Annotated in this window: 19 protein-coding genes; 3 read left to right on the top strand and 16 right to left on the bottom strand. The window is 48.9% G+C overall.

What is annotated here, in order from left to right; translation table 11 throughout:
- Positions 1-51 precede the first annotated feature (51 nt).
- Complete coding sequence (locus ACFORK_RS13645) at positions 52-489, bottom strand: MarR family winged helix-turn-helix transcriptional regulator (RefSeq protein WP_379199705.1); 438 nt, start codon at positions 487-489, stop codon at positions 52-54.
- A 258-nt stretch (positions 490-747) separates the two neighbouring features.
- On the opposite strand from ACFORK_RS13645, the gene ACFORK_RS13640 reads away from it, so the two are divergent.
- Entirely contained in the window at positions 748-1,629 is an 882-nt protein-coding gene (locus ACFORK_RS13640) for a glycosyltransferase family 2 protein (RefSeq protein ID WP_379199703.1), read from the top strand.
- A gap of 211 nt (positions 1,630-1,840) precedes the next feature.
- On the opposite strand, the gene ACFORK_RS13635 is transcribed toward ACFORK_RS13640, so the two are convergent.
- Positions 1,841-3,682 carry a UbiD family decarboxylase gene (locus ACFORK_RS13635; RefSeq protein ID WP_379199701.1) on the bottom strand — a complete coding sequence of 614 codons (1,842 nt, stop codon included), beginning with the start codon at positions 3,680-3,682 and terminating at the stop codon, positions 1,841-1,843.
- Positions 3,683-4,066: 384 nt separating this feature from the next.
- Between ACFORK_RS13635 and ACFORK_RS13630 the strand changes: the two genes are divergently transcribed.
- Positions 4,067-5,269, top strand: a complete 1,203-nt coding sequence (locus tag ACFORK_RS13630; protein ID WP_379199699.1) for an MFS transporter — start codon at positions 4,067-4,069, stop codon at positions 5,267-5,269.
- A gap of 135 nt (positions 5,270-5,404) precedes the next feature.
- On the opposite strand, the gene ACFORK_RS13625 is transcribed toward ACFORK_RS13630, so the two are convergent.
- The 14 genes from ACFORK_RS13625 to ACFORK_RS13560 all read right to left on the bottom strand — a co-directional run bounded on the left by ACFORK_RS13625 (position 5,405) and on the right by ACFORK_RS13560 (position 22,269).
- Positions 5,405-6,664 carry an MFS transporter gene (locus ACFORK_RS13625; RefSeq protein WP_379199697.1) on the bottom strand — a complete coding sequence of 420 codons (1,260 nt, stop codon included), beginning with the start codon at positions 6,662-6,664 and terminating at the stop codon, positions 5,405-5,407.
- A gap of 120 nt (positions 6,665-6,784) precedes the next feature.
- The gene (locus ACFORK_RS13620) at positions 6,785-7,462 is read right to left on the bottom strand and encodes a response regulator (protein ID WP_379199695.1); all 678 of its coding nucleotides are present in this window, start codon (positions 7,460-7,462) and stop codon (positions 6,785-6,787) included.
- Positions 7,459-8,715, bottom strand: coding sequence for a sensor histidine kinase (locus ACFORK_RS13615; protein WP_379199693.1), 1,257 nt, complete (start codon positions 8,713-8,715; stop codon positions 7,459-7,461). Before ACFORK_RS13615 ends, ACFORK_RS13620 begins: the two co-directional genes overlap by 4 nt.
- Before the next feature lie 44 nt (positions 8,716-8,759).
- Positions 8,760-9,221: a CcdC protein domain-containing protein gene (locus ACFORK_RS13610; RefSeq protein ID WP_379199690.1), complete on the bottom strand. Its 462-nt coding sequence runs from the start codon at positions 9,219-9,221 to the stop codon at positions 8,760-8,762.
- A gap of 250 nt (positions 9,222-9,471) precedes the next feature.
- Positions 9,472-10,260 carry an ABC transporter ATP-binding protein gene (locus tag ACFORK_RS13605; protein WP_379199688.1) on the bottom strand — a complete coding sequence of 263 codons (789 nt, stop codon included), beginning with the start codon at positions 10,258-10,260 and terminating at the stop codon, positions 9,472-9,474.
- 71 nt (positions 10,261-10,331) lie between these two features.
- Complete coding sequence (locus ACFORK_RS13600) at positions 10,332-11,039, bottom strand: FadR/GntR family transcriptional regulator (protein WP_379199686.1); 708 nt, start codon at positions 11,037-11,039, stop codon at positions 10,332-10,334.
- Between the two features lie 219 nt (positions 11,040-11,258).
- The gene (locus ACFORK_RS13595; RefSeq protein WP_379199684.1) at positions 11,259-12,191 is read right to left on the bottom strand and encodes an alpha/beta hydrolase; all 933 of its coding nucleotides are present in this window, start codon (positions 12,189-12,191) and stop codon (positions 11,259-11,261) included.
- A 64-nt stretch (positions 12,192-12,255) separates the two neighbouring features.
- Positions 12,256-12,663, bottom strand: a complete 408-nt coding sequence (locus ACFORK_RS13590) for a MerR family transcriptional regulator (protein WP_379199682.1) — start codon at positions 12,661-12,663, stop codon at positions 12,256-12,258.
- Between the two features lie 93 nt (positions 12,664-12,756).
- Positions 12,757-14,844, bottom strand: coding sequence for an alpha/beta hydrolase fold domain-containing protein (locus tag ACFORK_RS13585; protein ID WP_379199680.1), 2,088 nt, complete (start codon positions 14,842-14,844; stop codon positions 12,757-12,759).
- 244 nt (positions 14,845-15,088) lie between these two features.
- A complete protein-coding gene (locus tag ACFORK_RS13580) occupies positions 15,089-15,970 on the bottom strand; it encodes a carbohydrate ABC transporter permease (RefSeq protein WP_379199678.1) in 882 nt (293 codons plus the stop codon).
- Between the two features lie 24 nt (positions 15,971-15,994).
- On the bottom strand, positions 15,995-16,915 hold the full coding sequence (locus ACFORK_RS13575) for an ABC transporter permease (protein ID WP_379199676.1): 921 nt from the start codon (positions 16,913-16,915) through the stop codon (positions 15,995-15,997).
- Positions 16,916-16,993: 78 nt separating this feature from the next.
- A complete protein-coding gene (locus tag ACFORK_RS13570) occupies positions 16,994-18,640 on the bottom strand; it encodes an extracellular solute-binding protein (protein ID WP_379199673.1) in 1,647 nt (548 codons plus the stop codon).
- Between the two features lie 141 nt (positions 18,641-18,781).
- Complete coding sequence (locus ACFORK_RS13565) at positions 18,782-21,121, bottom strand: AraC family transcriptional regulator (RefSeq protein ID WP_379199671.1); 2,340 nt, start codon at positions 21,119-21,121, stop codon at positions 18,782-18,784.
- 269 nt (positions 21,122-21,390) lie between these two features.
- Positions 21,391-22,269: an AraC family transcriptional regulator gene (locus tag ACFORK_RS13560; protein WP_379199669.1), complete on the bottom strand. Its 879-nt coding sequence runs from the start codon at positions 22,267-22,269 to the stop codon at positions 21,391-21,393.
- Positions 22,270-22,405: 136 nt separating this feature from the next.
- Between ACFORK_RS13560 and ACFORK_RS13555 the strand changes: the two genes are divergently transcribed.
- Positions 22,406-24,382 (top strand): beta-galactosidase trimerization domain-containing protein, encoded by a 1,977-nt coding sequence (locus tag ACFORK_RS13555; protein ID WP_379199667.1) that lies wholly within the window; start codon positions 22,406-22,408, stop codon positions 24,380-24,382.
- Positions 24,383-24,403: the final 21 nt, after the last annotated feature.

Below are 24,403 nucleotides of genomic sequence, written 5' to 3'. Positions count from 1 at the left end.
TAGTTAGACTAAATATGTTCTCAAAAAAAACCTCCTCTCTCTCTATTGTTTTTATTCCTCGTCGGAAACATTATTATGAATTTTCTGCAGCCACACCATCATCAGGGAGAGTTCTTCCGGGGCCATCCCCTGCCGGGCCACACTTTCCAGCTCCGTGATGATCTCCATACAGATTTTGCTCTGAGCCAGTCCTGCATCCGTCAGATAAATCCGTTTGGACCGCGCATCCTGCGGATCAGACTTACGAACTACCCAATTCCCTTCTACAAGAGCATTAAGTAGATTGGTAAGTGAGGCCGGACGAATACCAAGCCGCTCATGCAATTCCTTCTGCGTCATACCATCTCCCAAGGTCCACAATTGCTCCAGTACATTCACCTGTCCTGAAGTAAGACCGTAGGCTGCCAACTTCCTGTCATACATGGCGTTAAGTTCGCGGTAAATCCGTTTATTCCAATATACGATATATCCACTGAATGGATGCCCCATTTACTTAGCCTCCCTAAATAATTATTAATCTTTTTCACTTCACTGTCAAGCAGCACGTTCCTTTCAGCTTATCACACACCTTGTATTCAGTGTTGATAGGTTAATGCCTTCATAGATTGATTACAATTGCAAGTGATGCTCGAATAGATGCAGGCAGTTTACTACCTGAAATATGCCCTTTTTCATTCCTCTTGTCGCGCATTAGTGTATCTCATCATATTTTGTTAATGAGAGACAAGTGTTTAGGAGGAATGCCTGGTGCCAAGAGTATCTGTAATTATGCCCGTCTACAATAACGCAATCTATTTGCAGGAAGCCGTTAATTCAATCTTGTTGCAAACATTAAGTGACCTAGAATTGATAATAATTGATGACGGATCAACCGACGGATCAGCAGGAATCATACATGAAATACAAGACACTAGAGTAAAAAAGATATTTCATGCCGAGAATATGGGTATTGTCACTTCACTGAATCAAGGGCTCGATCTAGCCCAAGGCCAGTACATCGCCCGTATAGACAGTGATGACATTGCAGCACTAAACCGCTTGGATGTGCAGGCTTATTTTATGGACCAGAATCCCACCATAGATATTTGCGGAACAGGATATACAACGAACTATCTCGGGCCTGTCAAATTAAATCCTATGTATCATGAAGAAATTAAGGTCTGGTTGTTATTTAATTGTTGCATTCTGCATCCTTCAGTTATGATGCGCAGTAGTTCAATAGATCGTCTCGGGATTCGTTATGATCATAATTACCCTCATGCAGAGGATTATGAACTGTGGAACAGACTAACCTCAAGCGCGCAATTGGCCAATATCCCTCATAATTTAATGTATTATCGACCACATCCAGGACAAATATCCAATACACATCGACCAATACAAGATAATACTGCACGAAGAATCCGTGAAAGACAGCTTTCTCAACTAGGCATTCAATTATCGGATGAGGAATACGCAATAATGACTAGATTAGCTGAGTTTAGGGTTAATGCTGATGATATTGAGGACTATCGAACAGCAACAGGTTTTGCGAATTGGATAATTGATCAAAATCAACAACACCATGTATTCGATCAGGATATTTTAAGAATGGCTTTCTCCAGATGTATATCAAGAATTCCATATTAATCTATAAGCAACCAACGTCCAATCGTTGATGCATGCATTGAGTAAAGGATGTGAAACAACCCGTCAGGCGCTTTTTGCACTCGGCGGGTTGTTTTATGTATGCAACGCATTTCCTCAGGATCGGCAGATGATTCAGGGGCGTTATATAAGCAAATCCCCCCGGCCACTGCCGGGAGGTTTTCAAGGTTGCTCTTTCAATACATAAAATAGCTTATTTTCCTGTCCCAATTCCGCCCAGGCTTGCACCTTTCACGAACACTCGTTCAATATTCTTCTGCACCACAGGGTCTTCAATCAATGGCGGTGCTTGATGTGGCTTGGTACGGGCGTCGATAATAACATTGTCACAGGCCCAATGCTTGTGCTCATACCCGCTGTTCACGCCGTAGATGTCATGTGACGGATTGCTGCGCGTAAAGGTAGCCCACAAGAAATTGTCCAGCTTTGCACTCATGAACTCACTGTCATCACAGAGAATAATCATCGGACAAGATGGCAGTGCACCTCTTTGCTCAATGGCCTTGCTTAACTCACCAATTTCCCGCTGCGCTTCATCGTAGCTGCCAAATGGGGATGCTTGGAGCGCCACAATGCCGGGCATGATCAGTCGAGCTTGTCCGGCTCCCGGGAGATCCTTCAGGATGCCTGGCACTTCACGGCACAGCTCTCTTTTGACCTCTCCAACCGCCGCAAAAACAACCTTACTCCCGGTGTTTAACCCCGTCCCAGAATAATCAAGCGTATCTATTGTCGTGTTAGTCTGAAAATGAATATCCCGGCGCAGATTAATCCGCTCCAGCACATAGGCCAGGAAATCCTCAATATCATGCGTGCTGACCTGCTTGTCCTCTTCCGCCGTAATGAACAGGAATTTCGCCAGGCTGAGCTGCCCTGTGCCCAAAATCCGGTTGGCAATGGTCAGAATCTCCGCAGGCTGCTTGATTTTCTGATATGGAGTGTAACGCTCGCTTCCTATTGCAAACAACAGCGGGTGTACACCCGCAGCGTCGATGGCGTGAACCTCTTTTACCCCGGGAACCTCCTGTCGGATCGCCCCTCCGGTCAATTCATGAATCAGCGCACCAAAGGCAGTATCTTCTTGTGGAGGTCTGCCTACAACTGTGAATGGATAGATGGCATTCTGTTTGGCATACACCTTGTGCACTCTCATCACTGGAAAAGGGTGAATCAAGCTATAATATCCCAAGTGGTCGCCAAAAGGCCCCTCCGGCTTCGTCTCACCCGGATAGATCTCACCTGTGATCACAAAATCTGCATCATTGCTGATGCAGTAGCCATCCACATAGCTGTAGCGGAAATGACGCCCGGACAGCAGCCCGGCAAAGGTCAGCTCGCTCATCCCTTCCGGCAATGGCATCACTGCCGATAACGTATGTGCCGGAGGACCGCCGATAAAGACGCTTACCTTAAGCGGCTTGCCCTGCTTATTGGCCTTATCCTGATGGATGCCGATCCCGCGGTGTATCTGGTAGTGGATACCAACCTCTTTGTTCAACTCATATTCATTCCCGGTGAGCTGGACACGGTACATTCCCAGATTGGAGTTCATAATGCCTGGCTTGTCCGGGTCCTCCGAATACACCTGGGGCAATGTGACAAAAGCTCCACCATCCCCTTGCCAGTGCTTAACCAGCGGAAGATCGGAGATCTGAACTTCCTGGAAGCCGGACGGCAGACTGCCGGATTTCTTCAGAGGCAGCGCTCTTCTTGCCGCAAGTCCGGTGCCGATATATTTGAACGGATTCTTCAGTGCTTTCACTGGATCATTGCGCAAGGCAATGACATTCTGAGTCGAATCCCACGTATCGCGAAAAATAAATTTGCTGCGCTCCACCGTTCCGAACAGGTTGGACACCGCACGGAACTTCGAGCCTTTCACTTTTTCGAAAAGCAATGCCGGCCCACCCGCTTCAAACACCTTCATATGAATGGCCGCCATCTCCAGATGCGGATCAACTTCTTCGGTAATACGAACCAAATGTCCGTTTTTCTCCAGATCAATGATGCATTCTTCCAAATTGCGATAGCTCATGTAATTGCTCCAATCTATTAGGTTAAAATGATAAACTACCGTTTACCTCTTCTTCCTGTAAAAATTCATATAGTTATAGTTTACGATATATTCCGCAAAAACACATCTCTTCTAACACTCCCCTTTGTCACAGTTCAGTTACATGCCAAAAAGCAGTCTCGGGAATTCAACGAACACCCAAGACTGCATCTGCTTTCTTATTCCCACTAACTCTCATAAGACAGAAGAACCCCTGCCAGACCACAAAGGGTACTTCCAGGTACCTATAGCACTTAAAAGTACGTACTTATATTTTCAATTCCTATGGCTATATAATAACTCTCGTTCGCAGGGCATCATCAATACTCTGCTTCGGTTATCATATCAACACTTAGGAGGATTATCATGAGTCAGTCTATTTCACAGTCTCATCAGAATACATCGTCAATCTCGGGAAGCTGGGCCCTTTTTGCCCTCGCCATCAGCGCGTTTGGGATCGGCACCACTGAATTTGTACCTGTAGGCCTTCTTGCTTCCATCGCTGACGATTTGAATATTGCCCTTACGCTGGCCGGTCTGCTCATCTCCGGTTATGCACTTGGAGTCGCCATTGGCGCACCGATTCTGACCGCACTTACGAACCGGATGAGCCGCAAAACGCTGCTGATGTCCCTGATGGTAGTGTTCATAGTCGGCAATGCTATAGCAGGCTTAGCACCTAATTTCACCGTGCTGCTCATCGCGCGTTTCATAACGGCTTTCTCGCACGGTGTTTTCTTTTCCATTGGTGCAACCATCGCTGTTCAGCTCGTCTCTCCCGAGAAAAAAGCCAGTGCTATCGCGCTAATGTTCACGGGTCTGACCATCGCTATTGTTACGGGCGTTCCGCTGGGAACCTATATCGGCCAAGCCTTCGGCTGGAGGGCAACATTCTGGGGTGTGGCTGCGTTTGGCGTGATTGCCATCATTGCTAGTAGTATCTTGATCCCCAACAATCTGAAGCAATCCCCGCCTGCCAAATTCAGCGACATGTTCCGACTGATAACTAATGGGCGTCTGCTGCTTGGTTTTCTGATCACCGCACTTGGGTATGGCGGCACATTCGTAGCCTTCACTTATCTAACGCCACTTCTGCATGATGTGACCGGCATTAGCCAAGGAGCCATTAACATTATTCTGATCGCCTATGGTATTGCCGTTGCCTTCGGCAACTCGCTTGGCGGCAAGCTGGCTAACAAAAATCCCATCCGCGCCTTGTTCTGGATGTTCGTGATTCAAGCCGTGGTATTGGTCCTGCTGACTTTCCTTGCCCCATTAAAAATTGCTGGCATCATTGGTGTCATTCTGATGGGTCTGTTCGCCTTCATGAACGTACCTGGTCTTCAATTGTATATTGTCCAGCTTGCGGAGAAGTATGTCCCTTCAGCGGTGGATGTTGCCTCTGCGCTTAACATTGGAGCATTCAATGTAGGTATTGCACTTGGCTCCGTCGTCGGTAGCGTCGTCATCGACCATCTGGGTCTCGTTCATACACCTTGGGTCGGTGCCATTATGGTCTTCGCGGCAATTATTCTGACAGGGATTTCAGCCAAACTTGAACGAAATTAATCTATATTGGGGGAAGTATCTCCATAACCCCATCCAAAACAGGCTGCTTTCATCCCTCCCCCTACTAATCTTAAGGAGGAGCAGAATGAAAGCGGCCCTTGTTTATCTACGACATGATCAACGACATTAAATCCCTTACTGCTGCGGCACAGCTTGTAAGTTCTCCGGTGCTCTCTGTTTCAGGATCGGGATCATCAGCAGTGCGCCAAGCAGGAACAGAACACCGGCTCCGGCATAAATGGTTACCAGCGGATAGGCATGCTTCAATGTGCCGGCCAGAGACATGGAAATTACCATCATCCCTGTGAACATAGGCATCAGCACCCCGTTCACTCGGCCCACGATGGATTCATGCGACCATTTCAAGATCATCGTGCTGATCCCAATCTGGATGCTAGGGAAGGCCAGACCGTTCACGAATTGTGCGAGCAAGGTGAGGCTGACACTTGTTGAGAGCCCAATAACGGCCGTACATGCGGCACTAACCAGCATGCCAAAGCCCAGCAAAGCCTGCGGGGGCACACGTTTTGAGAAAGCAGCAATAATTCCACCGCCAATTAGCATAGCCGCCCCATTCACAATTAGCATGTATTGCAGAAAATTCTCAGGCTTCCCCAGCCGCTCCGTTACGATAAACAAGCTCAAGGCCTGAGCTACACCAACGGCCAGCCCGGCAAGAATAAAAGCCGCGCCAAGCATGCGTAAGACCGGACTCTGCCATACATAACGAAAGCCCTCACTCAGTTCCTTACGGAATTGTCCCTTGGTCTCAGTCGTCCGTGGCTCGACTTTATCTTTCGGTAGCCTGAACAGTACAAGCGCAGAGAGCAGAAACACAACTCCCATCACCGCTATCGAATACTCCAGACCTAAATTGCTGTAAGCAAAGGTACCCAGCATCGGTCCAAGCACCATGAAGATCGCCATCAGCGACTGAAATAGCGCCATCCCCTGCTGTAGCTGCTCTTCAGGTACATGCTGCTTGAACAGGCGCATCCCCGAAGGCTGTGAGAATTGAGACAGAATCGCCGAGATGAACGTCACAAAGTACACAGAGTGCCAGCTGCCAAAATGAATAGTCAGGAGCACAGCAAATACGGATACCGCTGACAGCAAATCACACCAGATCATGGTCCGCTTGGGCCGCCAACGGTCTGCGAACGTTCCGCCAATAAAGGAGAACACAAAGATCGGGGCGAATTCGGCCAGGCTGATCAATGAGATCGCATACGGATCCTTGTTTGTCTTCTCCGCAACGTACAGCAAAATGGCAAAATTACGGACCCAGATTCCGATCTGTAGCAGAACATTAGAAAATATGATCGTCTGGATGAAGCGGTTGCTGAGAAGGCTTGGTGATTTCGGTGCGTTAGGCACTGCACTCAACGTTTTCAACTCTCCTTTGTTAGGGAATCTCTCTGTAATAATTGAAATATATGGATGAGTATAATCAGAGCGCGCATATTTGTAAATGAGTTCCTGTAAAAAAAAGACCCTCCTTTTGTAAAAGGAGGGCTACTTGACGATTCGATTGCGAATAGCAAATACGACAGCTTGAGTACGATCTTCCGCGCCGAATTTTTGCAGGATACGGTGGACATGGGTCTTCACCGTACTCTCGCCGATATAGAGCGCGGCCGCAATCTCTTCATTGCGTAGTCCGTATGCCATTTGCTGGAGGACGTCCAGCTCCCGCTCAGTCAGTGGATCGAAGGACGGTAACAGGCCCGGCACGGGGTCCTCCAGAGGGGCTGGCAATCTGGAGGACATGGCCCGTCCGATCACCTTGGAGGCCACGGCAGTCCGGAAAATGGCCTCCCCACGGAATGCCGCTCGCACTGCATCCACCAAATCTTCCGGAGCGGCATCTTTGAGCAAATAACCAGCCGCACCGGATCGGATTCCTTCATAGACATAGTCCTCTTGATCAAAGGTAGTTAAGATAACAACTTTGCACTCCGGATCAATCTCCAAAATACGGGGTGTTGCTTCGATTCCGCTGCCACCTGGCATCTGAACATCCATCAGCACTACATCAGGTCGGATATGCTGAATCAGTTCCACGGCCTCTGGCCCACTCTCCGCTTCGCCCGCCACCTCCATATCCTCCTGCGCATTAATAATGTATCGCATGCCGTGACGAACCAACTGCTGGTCGTCAACCAGCATGACTCGAATCATTGATTCCGTCATCGTCTCTCTTCCTCTCTGCCTTGCTCTTCACCCAGCGGCACTGTAACTATCAGTCTCATCCCGTGCGGCTGAACCCCTTCTATCTGCAGCATGCCGCCCGCACGCACACAGCGGGCCTCCATACTGGCTAGACCAAAGCCGGGCTGCGTCGCAGCGGTAGGCTGCCAGATCCCGTTATCTGCAACAGTCAGGATCAGTTCTCTGCTATGGCTAGTAATAACCACTTCAACATGAGAAGCGTGCGCATGTCGGATCACATTCGTAAGTGCCTCCTGCAGCACCCGATACAACAGCTCGGAAATCTCTGTTCCCCATTCCTGATCATCCCCGTCAACGGACATTCTGATGATAAGTCCAGCCTGCTCTTGCACCTGCTTGACAAGACTTTGCAAAGCCACAAGGCCAAGCCGGTCCTCATCCGTCGCCATCTGCCGGACGACAGATCGGACATCCTGCAAACATCGACGGGCGACGTCAAGAACCGTCCGCAGCGCCTTTTCACCTTCAGCAACATCACTTTTCATCATAAAGGGCAACGCCTGAAGCTGCACGATCACGGAAGTCAGACCGTGGCCGATACTATCGTGAAGATCACGGGAAATGCGGGTTCGCTCCTCCAGAACAGCATAACGAAGCAGTTGGACCGTTGCCTCCTCCAACTCCTGGTGAGTATGTTGCAACTGATGATGCGCTTGCTCCAGCTCCGCATGAACCGCCTGCAATTGCTCATAATGGAGCATACTGGACCGGGTAGCTTCCCTGCGGACCCGCACTCCCCAAAATATAATGTACGTACCCATGTGGAGAACAGAAGCGACTAAAATATCATTCTTCTGCACCCCGTACAGAAAGAAAATGAGAGCATCACCTGATATCATCAATACGCCCAGCAGGATCGAAAAAAACAACGGAAGCCGCAGCGTAGCATAGCCTATAAGATAGAAAACAAAGACAATCAGCGGTGCCGGGGTACTGAACATCTGGCAATAGAGCAATGTCAGCAGCCAGCTAAGCAGCACCATAATGCCACGCCAGGAGGCCTTGACGCTCGACCCTGGCAACCACAAAAGGACCAAATAAATCAGCACCGCCAGTATTCCCACAGCCGGGCCTGCTGCGGGGAATCTGGACGAAGGCACTATGATTTGGGGAACAACATTTAGCGTATATAACAGTATAAGACTAAGGACGATCTTTCGCTGGTGGGTCAGGAGAAAGCCTGCCAATGGACCGAGCTTTGGTTTGATTTTCATAATAGAATCCTTGCCATTTGGAATGATATCTCATTATAACACCTTTATCTCAATCTGCCGGAATATCCTGCCAACTGTTTGTATTTCAGATATACAAAATAGCGGCGAGCAAAGACGTTAGCAATCGAAACAAATAGCAATCCGGTGCTTATAGACAACACAGCATGATGCGCACCCCAGTACTGCGCAAGATGGCGAATCAGCATCACGGCCAGAAAAATCACAATGCCGGCTACCGAGCCCTGCGACGTGATTTTGCCCGTATCAGGATTCACCCGCACCTTCTGAAGCTTGCCTCTCCAGGCGCCCAGAGCAAGACCTAAGACGATGCAGATCAGGTAGACCAGCAAACTGCCAGGAGTAAGGTCGATTGTGGTCATACTGGACAACATCAAATATGCAAAAAGAATCGGGGTAATCCATAAACGGGAGGGTCTGATTTCTTTTTCCCGCAGATTTAAAATTACAACAAGGATCACCACAATCACATAGTTGGTCATACTCATTTGAATTCCTCTTTTCTGTGGCAATTTGTAAGGCATGGCATAATTGTACCGAAATTACGGTTCTATGGAGTCCACCCACAGGTTGATGCTCACGCTCCACCCGGAGATGGATCTTGGGAAAGAGTCCGAAATGCCTGATGCAGGCATTTTGCCCTCTCGGCCCTGCATTAATACCTATAGAACGTCCCGCCTTATGGGACAAAGAAAAAAGACACAGCCTGTTAAGGCTATGTCTTCATGGAAGCTCGTCTTAGTTATTTTCGGGAATAGAGAGCCAGGCCCGCTGATTTTGCCAACTCACCTGAACCGGGGTTTCAAAGAAAGAGGTCAGGTTGGCGCTGGTCAAAACCTCTTGTGAATGACCTTTAGAGTATACTTCGCCCCGCCGAATCAGCAAGGTCTGGTTAAATACAGGCAGGATCTCTTCGATATGATGGGTAACGAATAATAGCGTTGGAGCATCCGGCTCCTGAGCCAACTCACTGATGCTTGCAAGCAGCGCTTCTCTGGACAGGAAATCAAGTCCGTTCGTAGCTTCATCCAGAATAAGCAGTCTTGGCGAAGCCATCAGTGCCCGGGCAATCAGAATCTTCTGCTTCTCTCCCTGTGAACAGGATTGATAAGCGCGATCCAGCAAATGAAGGCAGGACAAACGCTCCATCAGCTTCCGGGCCTGTTCATAATCTTCCTCACTCGGCTCGGCGTATAATCCGATGGAGGCATGTTTTCCGCTGATCACCACATTCTGGGTCTTGTCATTGGCATGCAATCTCTCCTGTAATGAGGAGCTGACCCAGCCGATGGACTTGCGCAGCTCCCGAAGGTCCACATCCCCGAATCTGTGCCCAAGCACAGATACCTGACCCTTGGTCGGCCAGATATAACCGTTGATGACGTTTAACAGCGTCGTTTTGCCCGAGCCATTAAGTCCCAGGATCGCCCAATGTTCTCCTTTGGTCACGGTCCAGTCAATTTGCTCCAGGATCGTCTTGTTGTCCCGGTTCCAGCTTACATTGTTCACTTCGATCACATTCGTCATCTGCTTAATCACTCCTTGAAGGAAAATGGGCGATATTCATCATATCATCTGATGTTTGACTTCAAAAAAATTTAATCCTGATTCAGAAATTTCTTGAGTTGCCCCACGGTGCCGTTCAAATTTTGCAGTGTCCAGTGCTCGGCCGCAGCCACATCCTTGTCCCGGATCGCCAGATACAGATTCTCATGAAAAAGATGATGCGGGTCATGTACTTCCTGATCTTTGGCCAGCGTATGCTGCGAGTCTAGCAGCACGGACGAGAACGTTCTGTACAAATCAGCAGCAATGCTGTTATGACTCGCTACCGCCACTGCCAGGTGAAAAGCGATATCCGCATTCAGGTAGGCGGTCGTATCGTCGTTGTCCAGTGCCTGCACCCTCTGATCCAGTGCGGTCCGCATATGCTCTAGGTCCTTCTCGCTCCGCCGCTGTGCAGCCAGCCGGGAAATATCCAGCTCCAGCATCTTCCTTACTTCGTATACCTCCAGTAATTCAGCTCTCCGCAGCCGGTGAACCAGCGGTTCATGAATAATAGGGTCGGCTGTCAAAAACGTGCCAAAGCCCTGCCGCTTCTCCAGCAGACCTGCATGCACCAGCACCCTGACCGCCTCGCGGATCGTCGAGCGTCCAACGCCGAACTGCTCCATCAGCTCTGGTTCCGTGGGGATTTTATCACCGTGCTTGAGCTCTCCGTCGGAAATTTTCTTCTGCAGTTGATTGACCACATCATCCACCAGCTTGGGACGATTCAATGCCTTGAATGAAACTTTAGAATTCATCAGATCATCTCCTGTTTATTGGATAATATCACGGTGCGGTTATGGGGGCAACCTCTTTTTTTCCAAATTCGCATGTAGAAAAACCCGGTGATAGCGTCTTTTCAAGGCCTCACCAGGTTTAGGATTAGAACAAATTAACTCTGTTTGGGACCCACGATTCCTTGCATAAGCCCGCCTCCCGCCATAGCATGACATTACCGCGGTGTTTCTTAATCCTTTTCAGAAATTGCTCGGCGACGTTCCCTCCAGCCTTTTCCTGACGAATCCACCAATATGATCTATCGCCTGTTGTGCTTCGGGTAGCATATGAGCCAGGAATTGAAACACGCTCCACATATTCTCCCAGATTTCCAGTTCCACCTTAACGCCGGCCGCATCGGCCCGTTCCTGCAATCGGATTGCATCGCTTAGCAGCACCTCATGATCTCCCACTTGTATCCATAAATGAGGTAAACCGTGTAGATCCATCCTTAGCGGAGAAAGTAACGGGTGCTCTGCTTCCTTGATACTTGCATAGTCTTCCAGTATCCTCTCATTGGCGGCCCGACTCCCTGTTGGATCAAGTGCTGCACGACTGCTGTACGATTCTCCATCCAGATGAACCAGATCTGTGTGCGGGGATAGCAAAAAAGCTCCGGCCGGCAGCTCCTCGCCTTGATCCCGCAATGATAATAGGGTCATCAGGACAAGCGTGCCTCCTACAGAATCTCCCCCCAGTATAATATCTCCGGCAGCATAACCTTGATTCCTTAACCAGCGGTATGTGTTCAGACAATCGTCATTGGCGGCGGGAAAAGGGTGTTCAGGGGCCAGTCGGTATTCCACAGCGAGTATCTTAATCCCGCTGGACTTTGCGATTCTAGTACATAGATCCCGGTAAAAATCGCAAGTTCCAGCAACAAAGCCTCCTCCGTGGAAATACAGAATCGCCTTGTTCTCCATATCAGGAACCAGGTTGCCAGGAATAGCCCATTCGCCCCGCAGCGATCCGATGCTTTCTGTCCGGTAAGTTATCTCATCGTGCCTCGGCATTCCCGCTGCCGAATTTGCCATGCTCCGCCTTATCTCTGCCACCGTCTGACTCGCATAATTATTGTTTTGCCGCAAATAGTCTTTAATAGCCTCTAGCTGCTCTACACTGGTCCTTAACATATTAACGCCCTCCTACTGGTCTTGTTACAATTACTTTAAGACCTGTAGTTAGGTACAGGGTCAACTAGGAATCCATATTGAGGATTTGCAGTGTCGCCTGCACGCCAGGATGTCTATCCGTGGCCTGTAAGTTGCTTTTCAACTGAGTCAGCGCCAGCAGTGTGTCCTCTTTTTTCGAGATCTCGGATCTGATCTTCTCCTGTTTTCGATCTATGGTCATTATGAAATCATTAATGTTTATTTCACTATTTCTTGATTTGGTTAAGGCCTTTCTTATTTCCTTCAGCGTGAATCCGCAGGTTTTGGCGTTATGGATAAATGTCAGTCGGTCCAGCACCTCTTCTGAATAGATACGGTAGCCGGATTCTGACCGCTGTAGCGGAGGCAACAACCCTTGTTTCTCGTAATATCTTAACGTTTCCATATTCACATTAGCTATTTTCGCTACCTGTCCACGTAAGTATCCCGTCATCACCGTGACTCCTCTCACCATCCATCTGCTCTTATTCTAGCAAAAAAATTCCAAGACCTGAACATCAGGCCTTGGAATCATGCGAAGTCTCTCTCACTCTGTCAAATATAAATCTCCGAAGGCGTCGATATCCTTGGCAGTCCCTATGCCACTGTTGTATTCTACCCAGCCTCTGCGCCCGTCTCCGTCGTTGTCATTGACCAGGATTGAGAATTTCAGCTTCAGGCCCTTCTTCACCAGTGCGGTATCACGGCTTAACTCTTCCCATGGAATCGCCATCTCATAGGTGGTTTTTGAATCTTCCCGTTTGATGACGTATTTAAGATCTATGGCATCGCCCACTGAAAAGCCGCTTGGTGCGATCCAGCGCCACTTGTACAACGTTCCGTCGTCACCTCTCGCGGCGCCTAATTCATGATACTCTGACGGAACCGTGCCATCCGGTTTCGCTATGCCAATCCCGATCTGGATACTGTCCCCGCTCCAGATGGCATCCCCCGATGCCGTCTGAACATGCTTGTCGTCGGTAACCTCTACCCCGAGATAAAGGTTATTCGCATCCCATGAGAGTTGGCCGTTGGCACTAAGATCTTGTTCTCCCTTCCAATCTCTAATCTTAACATCCTTTACCTCAAAGCGAGCAAAGTCATTCCAGTCTGACAGGTTGCCATCGATCTTCAGCGGCTTACCGAGCTTCGGAATAAGAAGAGCATTCAAAGTATCCATCGCTGTCTGTACCAATGTACCCTGATCGTTAGTAGCCTTCAGTGTGCGCTGACCTCTTGCCAGTTCCGGGAGATCAACACCCACCTTCTCGCCTGGTTGCAGTGCCTCCACTGCAGTTGTAAAAGTGCCTGGAGTAGACCGTGCTGTCTCATAATCCACTTCCAATAACCCGCTGAATTTGTTCTTGGACCGGTTGGTGACATCCATATGCGTTCTTATCGCTTGGTGTGATGAATCATAGAAAGTCATATAATGTACCTTCAGCGGATCGGCGACATTCACATTAACGGTAAAGCCCTGGGCGGTCTCACGGACCGCTCCTTGCCACACATCAACGGATAGATTCCCTCGCTTGACGGCATCTGGAGTCTGGATCTGCAGTATGTGGTTCTCTTCTCCAATGAGCTCCCACCCATCTGGCAAAGAGACATGTAGCTGCTCTCCGGTATTACCTCTGTAAGCTTCGGGCAATTTGATGTCAAAAACATCACCGGATGCAACGGAGAGACTGGAGTTTTCCGGTAACCGATCAAGCTCGCGGGTGTTCCTGAGGTTCCATATGAAATGCGAAGTTGTCTCTACAATCTCGTCGATATACTTTGCGTTCTTGTAATCGTGGCCTACGCCCTCCATCGTAAGCAAATTATGATAAATTCCCTGCTCCTTCAATTGATTGCCCAAATCCACACTTAGCTGGTATGGAACCAGCTTGTCTATGGTCCCATGGATAATAAGAAACGGTGGAAGCTTGCTATCCGGAAGCCTTGTCAGATCCCCGCCATAAATATCCACAATGGCAAAGACAGACTTCACAAGAGCCGGATCACTGGACAATGAGAGATTGACAAAATTTATAGAAAGATGGCCACCAGCAGAATCTCCTCCGATCACAATATGATCGGCATCCAGTCCGTAAGTCACTACATTATCGTTAATCCAATGGATCACATCCCGTATATCCTCGCAAGCATCGGTAAGCGTTCGGCTGAAGTTTATAAACGGGTCTTTTTTCAACCGGTAATCCACGGACAGGACCACATATCCCCGTTTAGCCATCGCCGTTGCAAAATCTGCAGCATCTTCCTTACCTCCTCCTGAATAACCGCCTCCATGAATGAAGACGAAGACCGGCCTCAGCTTGTTGTTGTCGCCAGTGGGCTGGTACAGGTCAAGCTTCAACCCTTCCTCCGCTTCTGTCTCATTCTTCTTCGTGGCGTACAAAATATCACGTTTCACATCAACCTCATAAGCCGGGGTCAAATACTGCACCGGCTCTTGCTCGTGAATCACCTTAACGTTGAGCGGTGTTACACTGTTATTGGCAGGGTTCTCCACGGATACCACCTCCTTCTTTTGATTATCAGAAACTTTGTTATCCTCACGATCATACAGATATAACCAGGCAGCTAGAACAATAAGCAGAATCGGAATCACATAAACAAGCCTGCGCCTCACTGTGACAACCTCCTAGAATGATTTTAGCTGTATGATCCATACCCCGCGCTGACTCGCAGAATTAGCCGGCAGTAAGATAATACCAAATCTAATTTCATTCTAGATTTCCAATCAGCATTTAACAATCCTGCATTCTTCGTAAAACAAGTGTAATATTACGTATTTAGCTTCAAAAAACACACTATCGCCACCAATATCTGTCTACAAATAGCCAAGCTTAGATTCCCACTTCAAAGTTAGAGCCTTATTCTTTAATGGAACCTAACATAACCCCTTTGACAAAATATCGCTGTAGGAATGGGTAGAGCAGCAGGATCGGTACTGTCGCAACAATGATCGTTGCATATTTGATCGTCTCCTGAATCAGACCTTTGTCAACGTCCGCCACGGTACTCATCATGGAGTCTGTGCTGTTCGTGATCAGAATTCCCTGCAGAACAAGCTGCAGCGGGTACAAATCCTTGTCGCGCAAGTAAATCAGCGCATCCATATAGGCATTCCAATGCCCCACACCGTAGAAAAGGGTCATTACAGCCATAATCGGCAGCGAAACCGGGATGAAAATCTGGAACAGGATACGAAAATCATTAGCCCCGTCGATCCGCGCCGATTCCTCCAGCGCTGCGGGAATACCTGCAAAGGAGGTACGCATGACCAGCAGGTTCCAGGTGCTGATCGCAGATGGCAGAATCATCGCCCACCGCGTATCAAGCAACCCCAGATGTTTCATATTGAGATAGGTGGGAATTAGCCCCCCTGAGAAGAACATCGTGAATACGATGGCAAACATAATGGGTCCGACGAATCGAACACCCTTGCGAGATAGTGCATAGGCAGCGAAGCTAGTAAGCGTCAGATTCAGCGTCGTACCGACGACGACATAAATCAGAGTATTAAGATATCCGATAGAAATCATTGGATTCTGGAATACCAGCTTATAGGATTCAAGACTGAAGCCCGTTGGCATCAACAGCAGACCCTGATGCCGAATCAGATTGGTAGGGTTGCTGAGAGAAGCGAACAGCACATACAAAAATGGATACAGGGTAACAGCCATCAGCACCACCATAAAGACATTGATGCAGATATCAAACAGCCGTTCACCCCAGGAAATAGAAGCTTTCAAGGATAATACACCCCCTGGAATGGACTACCACAGACTTGTTTCATTGATCTTCCGGCTAATCTTGTTGGCCGAGACGAGCAACAGGAAGTTAATTACATTGTTGAACAGGCCGATTGCTGCCGAAAAACCATAGTCCATCTGAAGCAATCCTCGCCGGTAGACGAACGTGGAGATAACATCCGCCGTTTCATAGGTTGTCGAGTTGTACAACAAAAGAATCTTTTCCAGACTGCCCCCAGCCATAAGCGTACCAAATCGCAAGATCAGCATAATGATGATCGTCGGCATAATTCCTGGGAGTGTGACATGCAGAATTTGTTTGAAACGTCCAGCGCCATCCGTCTTGGCAGCTTCGTAAAGACTGGGATCAATCCCTGTAATCGCCGCCAAATAAATAATCGAGCCCCAGCCTACGCCTTGCCAGATCCCGGAAGAGACATAAATGGTCCGGAACCATTCAGGTACAATAAGGAAAGAAACGGAAGGAATACCGAACAAGCCAGTCAACTGATTGATCAGACCGTTCCCGGACAGAAAGTCGACCATCATTCCCGCCACTACGACAATAGAGATAAAGTGTGGGAGATACGTAATGGACTGCACCACATTTTTAAATACACTGCTTCGGATTTCATTAAGTAGCAGCGCCAGAATGATGGGAGCTGGAAAGCCGAAAATCAATTCATAGAAGCTAATCAGCAGTGTATTGCGAATCAAGCGCCAGAAATAATAACTGTCATAAAAAGCTATGAAATGCTTGAACCCGACCCAATCGCTGCCCAAAATTCCTTTGACGGGTGAGAAATCCTTGAAGGCAATCTGCAAACCATACATCGGAAAATAAAGGAACACCAGATAGTAGAGCACAACGGGAAGCAGCATGATATAGATGTATTTATGACGGGACCAGTCTCGTAGCAGCTTCAACACATAGACCTCCTTCATATACAGAGTAAAAAACAGCGGGTCCCAGGCCGGCGCAGGTAGCGCGACGATACCATTAGGAACCCGCTCAAATCAGCGTTACCGTTTCAAATATCGCTCGTAAGCCGCTTGCTGAATATCAATAGCCTCTTGAATGCCCATGCTTTCAATGGTTTTTACAAAGGTATCGAAATTATCGATTGGCTCCACTCCCATAACGAACCTGTCGAACATCTCATCACGATAAGTAGTCACGTCCGTCATAATCGCAGCCAATCGTGCCGATTCGTCATTGGTCAGCGACAGCGTCGGAAGCCAGTTGCTATTTTCCACATCCATCCAGGTACTGAGTGCTTCCTTCTGCTGAGGCAACGCAACATTCTGCTCTTGATAGCGTTTATCCTGTACAAACGGGCCACCGAACGGAATAGCATATTGGCCGAGCGCAGTAGCGAAAGCCATACCATCCGGATTCTTCATAATTTCATTGGTATAGGTAGGATAACCATCCTTCATCTCATAGCTCTTACCCTCAACACCAAAGTTGAACAGCATGCTTCCCTCTTCACCGTACTTGAAATCCAACCATTTCACTGTCTCTTCAATATGCTTATTGCTGCTAGTAATAGCCGCCCCCACACTGTTGAAGATTGGGGTGATTTGACCCAGAACCGGCTTGTCGCCTTTCTTGAGCGTTGGATAAGGGGCACCTACCAGGTTAAATTGGGGCTCTTTCTCAGACATCGCGGTCATATATTTTCCGATTCCGCCGCCAACCGCCATTTCAGATGCAGCTAGCAGTCCACCGGTCCATTTGGCGTCCTTCTGCTTGTCGTCTGTCGCTGCGTAATCGCGGTCAATGAGGCCTTCTGCATACCAGTTACGCATCGTGTTCAGGAACTCTTTATATTCCGGCTGAACTGGACCGTAAGCCACTTTTCCGTCCTTCAAAAAGTATTGGCTGTTAATTCCCCAGGCATTGAGGAATACGTTACTGAAATTCAGCATCGTGTCCTTTTTAATCAGGAGTGGAATTTCATCGGCTTTGCCGTTTCCATTGGGATCTCCTTCCTTAAGCGCTTTCAACACAGTGTGCCATTCATCAATAGTTGTTGGTACCTGAAGTCCTAGCTTATCGAGCCAGTCCTTACGGATGCCAAGGCCAAAGTACGTACGCAAGAATGGATCAGCCCGCAGGAAAGGAAATGCATAAATCCGTCCGTCATCCGTAGAAACCTCTTTCTTGATCTCCGGATGGTCTGCCAGCAGTTTGGACAGGTTTGGAGCATATTTTTCAATGTAATCATTAAGTGGAATGATCACACCGCTGTTCATGGCCCCTACACCGCCGCCCGGATAATCATTCCAGCCCCATTCGATAACATCTGGATAAGAGCCTGAGCTCATCAGCAGATTGAACTGGTTCTTCTCCTGACCGGTAGTTGGGCTCTGGAATTCAATATGAATTCCTGTCTTCTTCTCTGTCTCTTGGAAAGCAGCAATATCATTCTGAGTCTTAATCCCCGGCGCCGCACTGCCCAAACCTTGGATGTAGTAAGTTAATGTAAGCGGGCTGGACACGATCTTTCCATCCTTTGGCTCTTCCACATTCCCGGTTCCCGGCGCCTGCGAATTCGTCGGTTCTTCTGCTTGATTTCCATTTCCCCCTGAACAGGCCGATAAGGAGACGGTCAGCGCTGTTACAGCCGCCAGCATGGTGATCATGCCCTTTTTTCCATAACTCATGAATCTAATCCCCCTTTTAGTTGATGAATGGCGTGCGTCTACTCGCAGCCTCGACATCATCATACTTCTGGCACTCAGCATCTGAATATGGTCTGGATGTTACATCTCCATCCCAATTGATAGATCCGGGACTACATATCTCTAAGATCGATGTTCCGTTTGTTTGTTCGTGCGATATTGACCAGGGGTAATTCCCTCATGCTTCTTGAAAAAACGTATAAAACCAATGTCGTTAGAATATCCGACCGCACGTGCCACATGGGCAACGGTACAATCCGTATCCGCCAGCAGTCGCTTGGCCTCCTTCAGCCGGGTCTCCGCAATAAATTCAAGAATTGTATGCCCGGTAACCTTTTTGAAAAAAGAAGATAGATACGGTTGAGTGATTCCCAATTCATCCGCAATAAGGTTCACACTTAACATGTTCTCGTTGTAACGTTCATTAACAATTCGTTTGATGGTCTCCAGCATTCGGCTGCCCTGATCGCTTCGCCCTTCCCGCCAGAGTCGGCAGACGGTCTGAAACTCCCCTTTTAGCTGCTGGAATGTGTGGTGAGTATCCCCGCTGCGATCGGACTGACTCTGCAGTAGCCGCATGGCAAGCTCCGCATCCGCATTCGGCGTATTCTGGACAATCCGGAACAGCGTTGAGGATAGATGCAGCAGAAAATAAGAGCCGATTAGCGGATTATTGCCGTCAGCACTGTAATGATCGGAATACAAGGCATTCAAGAGCTGCTCTGTTTTCTCTTCCTCGCCTGATTTCACATAATTGGACAGCTGCTGTTCGATATCCAGCGGATAATAATACACCGGAGGTCGCTCCCGCAATTGATCAACTGCATAATCTTTGGCCTGCCGCTTGGCGTCCTCATCGAGCCGCTTAAGAGCATCGCGGAAGGCTTCGCCGATCGATTTTATTTCCCGCGCAATGAAGCTGGACCCTACAGCCACTTTTAGGCGGAATCGCTTACACAACATATGTTCCAATTGCTCTGTGATCGCCGCCAGTTCTGCTCTGCATGCCGCCTCTTCGCCTTCACTGAAATTAATCAGAAGAGCAATTCTGCCCTGATCCAGCTCAGTAGTGTAGGCGGTATGGCGTTCTCCCGCCAAATCGGTGGCAATATTCGAAATGACGAAATTGATAAAGAGCCATTCTTTAGGATCATTTTCACTAGAAAAAGCACTCATATCCTCAACATCGATCAACAGGATCGCAAACATATCGGAAATGAAGACAATATCCATGAATTCCAAGGCTTCCGGCTGCAGTTCATGAGGATCTGCGTAACCCTTGATCAGCCGGTTCAGGAAATGATGGCGGATAATAGGTGTCTGCTGCGACAAGCGGCCCCTGAGTTCAGTTTCTGTTATTCGGGCTGACTGAATCGATGTATGTATGAATTGATATTCCAGCGGTCCCTCTTTGCCCGGCAAGGCGGTACTGTTGCCTGTTACAACCGACAGCAGATCACGTAGTGGGCGGAAGTTGCGATAGGAAAGGTAGACCGATACTGCCGCCCCTGAAAGCGCTGCTAAAACCAGCAGCAACAAGGCCCAACTCCGTACCTCGTTCACTTCCTTCAGAAAAACAACGCGGGGAACTTCCAGCACATATTTCCACCCGAAGACACTTGAAGTTACATAGGATACAATCATCTCTTTCCCCTCACGCCGGGTCTCCAGCTTGCCCTGCTCGCCTTGCATGTCTCCATATGTAAAAGATAACGGAACTTTACTGGCAGCCGTTGTGCTGATCATCCGGTTACTGCTGTCCACAATGTAGATGCTACCTTGTCCGGCATCCGCCAGGCCCTGGAACATCTTGCGTATCTCATCCTCATTAATCATGATAAACAGTGTTGCTAATCCATTGGAACGGTTGCCTAGCGGAAGGGTCTGCATATATGCAAGAATGTCGCTCGACTCCCCGATACTGCTTCTCGCATGCAGCGATGGCTCGAACAGACGGAAATGGTATCCGCTTTCAAATTTCTGCACCCACTCAGCGGCACTCAATCCGTCAAAACGAACCGCCTGATCAAACAAAATCTCTGGTGTTGTCTTCACGCCTGGTCCCAGCATGGTTCCGGTTTTGGGCAGATATATATAGTAATCATTAATGAATGGTGTCAATTGCTTGTAGCGCTTCAAATCTTCGGATAGTCCAATCATCTCGTACTGCTCCTTATCAGACAGGGGCGCCCTACTACTCATTAGCTGCAGCAGCTTGGGATGATTGGCGATCTGCTGTTCCAATTGCTCGATCATTTGTAATTGCCCATCAGCGAGTTCCCGCAGCTGCCCCAGCATAGCCGAATTGCTGCGCTCCACGGATTTCACCACCACTTCCCTGGCGCTCCAATAAAGTATGCTGCCGAGAACAAGCAACAGCAGAAGTATTGAGATATAGGACCAGAACAACGCAGGCCACGCGCCTTTGAACCTAAACCACTTCCAGCTTTTCATACCCTTCATCCCCATCGGCTCTCCTCCGCCTCCGCTCTATTGTTGTGACCTTGAGCTCCATGCTCACTCTACAATCAGGCTTTAGTATACCATCATTATAAGTGGGCAGGACCTAACCATTCGTTCACTGGAGTATCCATTTGTATGATCTGTAAGGAGATACCACATATATTCAATTGTAAAAATCATGAAAAACCCATCCTCCAATGAGTTACGGAGAATGGGTCTGGATCTAAAAGTGGTACTGGGGTACAACGGTGACAGGCAACTCCATGGATCTATTCCATTAAAAACACCTGATACTGCCTGCGGTACTCCCCTGGCGTGAGCGAAGTTTGACGTTTAAATAAGCGTGTAAAATAGTTACTATCCTGCAGGCCACACAACTCCCCGATCCGTTTCAGTGACAGCTCGGAATGCGCCAGCAACCGCTTAGCCTTCTCAATCTGAAGATGGTGCCTGTATTGCAACGGGCTCATCCCCGTGTACTGCTTCAGACAACGGGCCAGATAATCAAAATGATAGAGCAGATCACGCTCCATTTGCACGGAATCAAAGGGCTGCTCTAAATGCTGATTCAAGTAAGCTGCCACCTTCTCGCTGAGGAAATAAGAACGCGCCTGTGGACTGCTGCGCCGCATCCCGCTCTGCAGTTGCAGAAGAAATTGGCCGAGCAGGATATTCAATTCGAACGAACGCTGTAAGGTCAGCACATGGTGCAGCTCAAGCATCTCAGTCAATAGGGGCTGAAGCGAGTGCAGATCCACAGTAGAGAATTTCGGAATCTCAATGACTCCCGGAGGAGCCTCCGTATCTTGATCACTCCGCTGGAGCAGAGGCTGCTGCCAATGAGTCTTCTCCTTCAACATTGGATGGGTAGACACTGGGAACTGGAAATGAATCCAGTAGACCTCGGTCTCTACCTCGGTCGGCCGTAAACCGCGATGGGTTTTGCCAGGCTCCAGAACCAGCATCATACCTTCGGCTACCTCGTAAGCAATACCATCCTCCTCCATGTGTAGCAACCCTTTGGCGCATATAATGAGGTCGAACACCTCAAACTGGCGCTGAGCATGCTGCACGCCGGGCTGCCATAGTGTGTGACCGATTGCCGCCAGCAATGGAAAGGGTGGGACCGGTATTTCAAGCACAAGCATGTAACGTCCTCCTGATTAAAACATACAGAAATTGTACTATACAAAGTCGGAATTGTCGGCTGTATATCATCTAATATTCCATTAGAGTGGTAGATATAATATGATTCTATCATTTAATGACCAGGGGGACGCAAGCATGAAATTTCGTCAGGTTCATCTCGATTTCCATACATCCGAAGCTATTGAAGGCATTGGCCAGGACTTTTCCAAACAACAATTCCAAGAGATGCTCAAGACCGGGCATGTCGATTCCATCACCATCTTCTCCAAATGCCATCATGGCTGGGCTTATCATCCAACAACCGCCAATGAAATGCATCCACATCTGGACTTTGACCTTCTGGGCGCCCAGATTGAGGCTGCTCATGAAATCGGTGTGAAGACACCGGTCTATCTGTCCGCCGGACTGGATGAGCGACTCGCCCGCAAGCATCCACAATGGCTAATTCGCAATCAGCAGGAGGTTATCAGTTGGACAGGTAACTTCATGACGCCAGGATATCATCAATTCTGTATGAATACCCCTTACCTTGACGTTCTGGCCCAACAGGTCGAGGAAGTCGTGAAGAATTACGATGCGGACGGCATCTTCCTGGATATCGTTGGCGTCCGGGAATGCTACTGTCAATACTGTGTGGCGGAGATCCGGGAGCGGGGCTCAGACCCGCGTAACCTGCAGGACATGCGGAAGCTATGGGAAGAGACCTATGCCCGGTATGCCAAAAGAATGAATGATACTGTCCACGCGGTGAAGCCCGGACTGCCAGTGTTCCACAACAGCAGCCACGTTGACCGCGGGCGGCGTGACCTCGCCCATGTCAATACCCATCTGGAATTGGAGTCACTGCCGACAGGTGGTTGGGGCTATGACCACTTCCCTCTCTCCGCGCGTTATGCGCAGACACTGGGCATGGACTTCCTTGGGATGACCGGAAAGTTCCATACCTCCTGGGGCGAGTTCGGCGGATACAAGCATCCGAATGCACTGCGCTATGAAGCCGGGCTGAGCCTTGCCAATGGAGCACGCTGCTCCATCGGGGATCAGCTGCATCCCGGTGGCCGCATGGATCTCGCCACCTACACGCTGATCGGCGAGGCTTACCGCGAGGTAGAAGTTAAGGAAGAGTGGTGCCGGGATACCACTGGCATAGCTGATATCGCCCTTTTATCGCTCGAGGCTGCATCATGGGCTGCTGGCAATGGTCCCATCCCTCAGCACAACAAGCATGATACGGGAGCTGTGCGGATTTTGCTTGAGGGCAACTATCTATTTGATGTCGTGGATTTGGAGGCCAATCTGGCACCATACAAAGTTCTGATTCTCCCGGACGAGATCCTGATCACAACGCAACTTAAGGCTAAACTAGATGAATTTATTGCTGGCGGCGGCAAAATCCTGGCTACCGGACGTTCCGGCCTGTCGGTGGACGGAAGCGGCTTTGCACTGGATTTGGGCGTTGCATGGCAGGGGGTATCAGCGTTCCGCCCTTCGTATTTACGACCGTCTTTCGAGCTTCCTTCCCTGCGCACAGCCTCCTTTGTCATTTATACCGAAGGTCAGGATACAGTGCTGACACCGAACGGTACTCTGCTCGGCAGCAAGGAGAATTCATACTTTAACCGTGACTTGTTCACCTTCTGCTCGCACCAGCATACACCTTCCGATCTACAAGAGGCAGGAGCGGGCATCGCAGAAGGCCAGGACGGTATCTATGTAGCTTGGCATGTGTTTGAGGATTATGCAGTGAAAGGCAGCCTACCAGTGAAAGAAATCATCTGCTACGTGCTGGATCGCCTGCTAGGAACTCATAAATCACTGACGACCAACCTGCCTGCGCAAGGCGTCACCACCTTACAGGCACAGCCAGCCTCCAATCGCTGGGTGAATCATCTGTTATATGCTTCTCCGGTCCGCAGAGGGGAAGGTGTAGAGATTATCGAGGATCTGCTGCCACTCATGAATACAGAGGTCACCCTTGCAGCAGCACCGCAAGTTAAGGATGTATATCTGGCACCTCAGAATGAGAGTCTTCCATTCAGCCAAGTAGACGGTAACTTGAGCTATACCGTACCGCTCTGGTCCTGTCATCAAATGGTTGTAATTCAGTTCTAGTGCGGATGTCTAGAAAATAGT

The sequence above is a fragment of the Paenibacillus sp. GCM10012306 genome (assembly GCF_042649265.1).
In the GTDB taxonomy this organism is placed as follows: domain Bacteria; phylum Bacillota; class Bacilli; order Paenibacillales; family Paenibacillaceae; genus Paenibacillus_AQ.
This window is presented reverse-complemented; position numbering and strand designations above follow the sequence as displayed.